7 protein-coding genes are annotated in these 3,930 nt (G+C 39.6%); 6 read left to right on the top strand and 1 reads right to left on the bottom strand.

Annotated elements, in window-relative coordinates:
- The first annotated feature begins 302 nt into the window (after positions 1 to 302).
- From HZA08_13945 to HZA08_13925, 5 genes are all read left to right on the top strand, one after another.
- Positions 303 to 1,025, top strand: a complete 723-nt coding sequence (locus tag HZA08_13945) for a hypothetical protein (GenBank protein ID MBI5194522.1) — start codon at positions 303 to 305, stop codon at positions 1,023 to 1,025.
- Between the two features lie 199 nt (positions 1,026 to 1,224).
- Positions 1,225 to 1,386 carry a hypothetical protein gene (locus tag HZA08_13940; protein MBI5194521.1) on the top strand — a complete coding sequence of 54 codons (162 nt, stop codon included), beginning with the start codon at positions 1,225 to 1,227 and terminating at the stop codon, positions 1,384 to 1,386.
- Between the two features lie 32 nt (positions 1,387 to 1,418).
- Positions 1,419 to 1,829, top strand: a complete 411-nt coding sequence (locus HZA08_13935) for a hypothetical protein (GenBank protein MBI5194520.1) — start codon at positions 1,419 to 1,421, stop codon at positions 1,827 to 1,829.
- Positions 1,822 to 2,343 (top strand): helix-turn-helix transcriptional regulator, encoded by a 522-nt coding sequence (locus tag HZA08_13930; protein MBI5194519.1) that lies wholly within the window; start codon positions 1,822 to 1,824, stop codon positions 2,341 to 2,343. Before HZA08_13935 ends, HZA08_13930 begins: the two co-directional genes overlap by 8 nt.
- A 5-nt stretch (positions 2,344 to 2,348) precedes the next feature.
- Complete coding sequence (locus tag HZA08_13925) at positions 2,349 to 2,708, top strand: type II toxin-antitoxin system PemK/MazF family toxin (GenBank protein MBI5194518.1); 360 nt, start codon at positions 2,349 to 2,351, stop codon at positions 2,706 to 2,708.
- Between the two features lie 156 nt (positions 2,709 to 2,864).
- Here HZA08_13925 and HZA08_13920 read toward each other — a convergent pair whose 3' ends face one another.
- Positions 2,865 to 3,611 (bottom strand): energy transducer TonB, encoded by a 747-nt coding sequence (locus HZA08_13920; GenBank protein ID MBI5194517.1) that lies wholly within the window; start codon positions 3,609 to 3,611, stop codon positions 2,865 to 2,867.
- 158 nt (positions 3,612 to 3,769) lie between these two features.
- Between HZA08_13920 and HZA08_13915 the strand changes: the two genes are divergently transcribed.
- On the top strand, positions 3,770 to 3,930 hold a 161-nt coding region (locus HZA08_13915), incomplete at its 3' end, for an HTH domain-containing protein (GenBank protein MBI5194516.1).

Below are 3,930 nucleotides of genomic sequence, written 5' to 3'. Positions count from 1 at the left end.
CGAAATCCTTGCACCTGCGGAGCTGAGGGAAGAGGTGATTTGCCAGATGAGAGAGATGCTGAGGAAATATGGAGATGTGTAGTGACATATCATCAGTTACATTTTACAGACTGACAAAAGGCTGTCAGTGGCTTGTGTTATCTTTAAATGAGAACGGTGGGGAAAGGAGGGGCTATGGAATAACATTCAAGATAAAATAACTTAATGCCCCTTTTAAATTAAGAAATTCGGGGGACACATTACTCAATAGATGTTTTCAGTTCCATTTATACAAAAAAACCTTCGGGAAGGAGATAGTGACAATGATGGAAGAAACAGTATATGTTGAACCAATATTAATAACCTTTAATGATCTGAAGTCTCTCTATGAGGTCAAAAAAGATTCTATTCAACATAGAATAGATGAGCTTAGAAAAGGGTGGAATAAAAGTAATGAAGGGGTCTTCGCTGAACTTTGCTACTGCATTCTCATCGCAGGCACAGGTGCTGAGAAAACCCTTCAAGTGGTGACTGGCTTAGAAAAGGAAAAGTTGCTTTTTCATGGGACGAAGCAAAAGATTGATCGCTATATATCTGAAAATAACTATGGAGTATCCGACAAGAAAGTTGAATCGATCTTGAAATGGCGAAAACAATTCAGCAATAACGGGTCTATACGGATAAAACAAGTACTAGAAAACAGATTTCTAAAACAAAAAGTCTGGGATATTCATGGGGCAAGAGAATACTTAGTTTCATTAAATGAAGAAATAGGGAAAATGGGGATAAGATGGAAAGTGGCAAGCCAATTCCTCAGAAATGTTGGGATAGGCTTAGGGCATGATATAGCAGTCCTCGATACACATATAAGGAAAGATTTAGATAGATTAGAATATATTAATGACATAAATAGCCCTTCCTTATCCAAGGAGAAATACCTCGAATTTGAAATAGGAATGATCAATCTTGCAAGAGATACTGGAATTCCAATGGATGATCTTGATTTTTTACTTTGGTCAAACCATACAGGGATGATAATCAAGTAGGCGTAGAATTCGGGTGACACCTTACTTATCCTCCCTGAGCTATATAATATATTAGACTTGGATAGTTCTATCAAGCGTAGCGGCGCAGGCCGTTGGGTATCGGAACATAAAGTACGGAAGGCCGCTGAGTGGATTCGCAATCACCTGTAATGGATTATAGGAACGCAAATTCAAGCGAGCATGTTGTAGACATTTTTATATGCAGTGTTTTATAACGGAATATAAAGGGTACCCTGAAGTAATGGTAAAGCATTGCGGAAGTTTGAAATTTCAGGACGGTGAGCTGGATAATATATTGGAAGAGATACAGAGGCTAAGGGAGATAGAAGAATTAAGTTTTGCAAATATGTATCAAATATGATACTCTAATCATAAAAATTAGAGGAGGCAGACATGGCTACAAAAATGGTTAAACCCAAAAATATCTCAGATGATTTCCTCGGGCTGGTTACATTTGGGAGTCTGATAGCCAATATATTTCAGATTGTCTCTAAAAATAGACTCGAAGATCAACATCAAAATTTAAAGGCATACGCAGCCAACCTAAAGCAGCATTATGACAACATGATAGGGCGTTATGAGCAGGTCTCAAGTGCCTATGTGTCAATGAAGAGTGTTAATACGGCCTTGTATAAGGAGATACAAACCCTTAACGATGTAGTCGCCGAGTTACACAAAGAAAATAACAGACTTATAAGGGAAGTAGACATTCTTAAAGAGGAGAAGCTTAGATTAAAGACTTCCATGGCTGGGGTGTCTATCAAGAATAAGAGACGCATAGTAAAGAAGGGGAAGAATGCTTAATATTGATTCAATGCTTAACTCCTCATTAAAGAATCTTAGCCGCTACAAGAAACAGACAAAGGAAGCTGAACAAATCCTTGACCTTCAATTTGCTCCGGTATTAATCGAATATCTATTAGCCGCTATTAGCGGCCGCCATTTTTCAACATCCGTAAAACGTCTCGTTTTGAAGAAAAAGATACATATTCGGAACGAAGAAGACCCCAATAGGGTTATCGCATGGGCTATTGCACAGAGAATCAGAGAGGCAAGAGAACGGCAAGAGTTAAGACAGGAAGACCTTTCAAAGTTGACCGGAATAGCAAGGCCCAATATAGTCCGTTTAGAACAAGGGTGCCATGTGCCTTCACTTACAACCTTAAGGAAGATTGCAGAGGCACTGCATCTTGACATAACACTTTTAACGGCACAGCCAGTGGTTAATCAAGAAGAGATGCATGAATTTACTGGATTGGCGGAAAGCGGTATTGCAGAATGGGGGGATACCCTTGAAGAGGAGGATAGGAAAGATTGACACTTATACAGCCAAGGACAGGGGACATATTTCTTGCAGACCTTAATCCAGTAAAAGGCTCAGAACAAGGCAGGGAGCGGCCGGTTATTGTATTTCAGAATCCTGATTTAAGCAGATTTACATCAACCCTGATTTGCATTCCTCTGACAACAAACCTTTCCCGCAAAGCTCTCCCAGGCACATGTTTTATAAAGAAAGGGGACGGAGGCATTCTCCATGATTCCGTTGCCTTATGCTTTCAATTAAGGGCAATAGATAAGAGCCGTCTGACAAAGAAATATGGGAGATTGACACCTTTAACCTTGAATGCATTATCCGGAGCAGTTCTTTCGGCTATGGGAATTGATCTGGAAGATGATAGCTGATGTTGCAAGTAACAGAATATAACACTGAAAACTATCCTCACTCGCCTCCCTGACACTCCAGACCTTCTCAATATATTGAACCCTTCCTAACATGTATCTGTAATATTTATATCTTCCAGGATTCTTTTTGTAGTAGCCCTGATGATCAATGCAGACCTACTCAATTTCAAACTCCAATGGGTACTTTATTACAGTGTCGCCGCTTTCCGGTACCGTGAGGAATTTCCATGTCTGGATGCGTTTTAAAACCTGTTGTTCAAATATCCGGTCATGGACTGTGCTTGATTCGATTCGTGCTGAGACAATATCTCCGTTTGGTGCAATTGTAAATTCTATTACGACGGTACCTTTTAATGACTGGTTGTCCCTAATGGCCTTTTTGTAGATAAAGTAAATGCTTCCTCTGTGGGAGGCAAGTACTGCTTTTATTGACTCCTTATTTCTCCTTTTAGATGATCCATTTCCTGTAACAATGCCCTTGTCTTCAAGCATTATATTTCCATGTTCGCCACTTCGACCTATTGTTAATCCCACATCATCTTTCAACAGGATTGAACCTGTGATCTCTCTAATTCTTTCGATATTATTTCTGTCTAGCTGTAAAGAGGCAGTCTTTCCTTCTGCTTCGCCCCATGTTGCTGAAATTTTCAGAGACGGGGCATATATGGCATTTTTTATATCATCATAATCTACAATCTTATCAACTAACCTCCCTGGACCAATTGCCTTCATCAAACCTGCATTTAATGCAACTGCCCTGTTAAATTCTATATTAATATGTGTTACTGCAGATGCTGCAATCTGACAATGGAGCCCTGTTGCAGCCTTAGCAAAAAGGACTGACCTAACACATTGAACATATGTAAAATAAACTGTAAGTAAAATGGTGAGCATGTTTTTCAATGGGAAGCCCTCTGGTATAAGGGAAAAGTATAATACAATGAAGTGACAAAGGTAGGTCAGTTTAACCGTTAGTATTTACCGGTGCCATATCATGGTGTAAAGAATGGTTTGACAACAATCTCCAGGAATATATAAAATATGCCGATGGAGGGAAGATTATGGCGGGTCAGTCTAAAAAAGATGTGGACAGGGAAAAGAAGATACACAGGCTCCTCTCCATCCTTAGAATCCTTGATATACGTAAACAATGTACTCCTAAAACCCTGGCAGAGGATTTCGGTACTACGGAGCGGAATATCTACAGGGATATAAGCACCAT

This window comes from Nitrospirota bacterium (assembly GCA_016212215.1).
GTDB lineage: Bacteria > Nitrospirota > 9FT-COMBO-42-15 > HDB-SIOI813 > HDB-SIOI813 > JACRGV01.
This window is presented reverse-complemented; position numbering and strand designations above follow the sequence as displayed.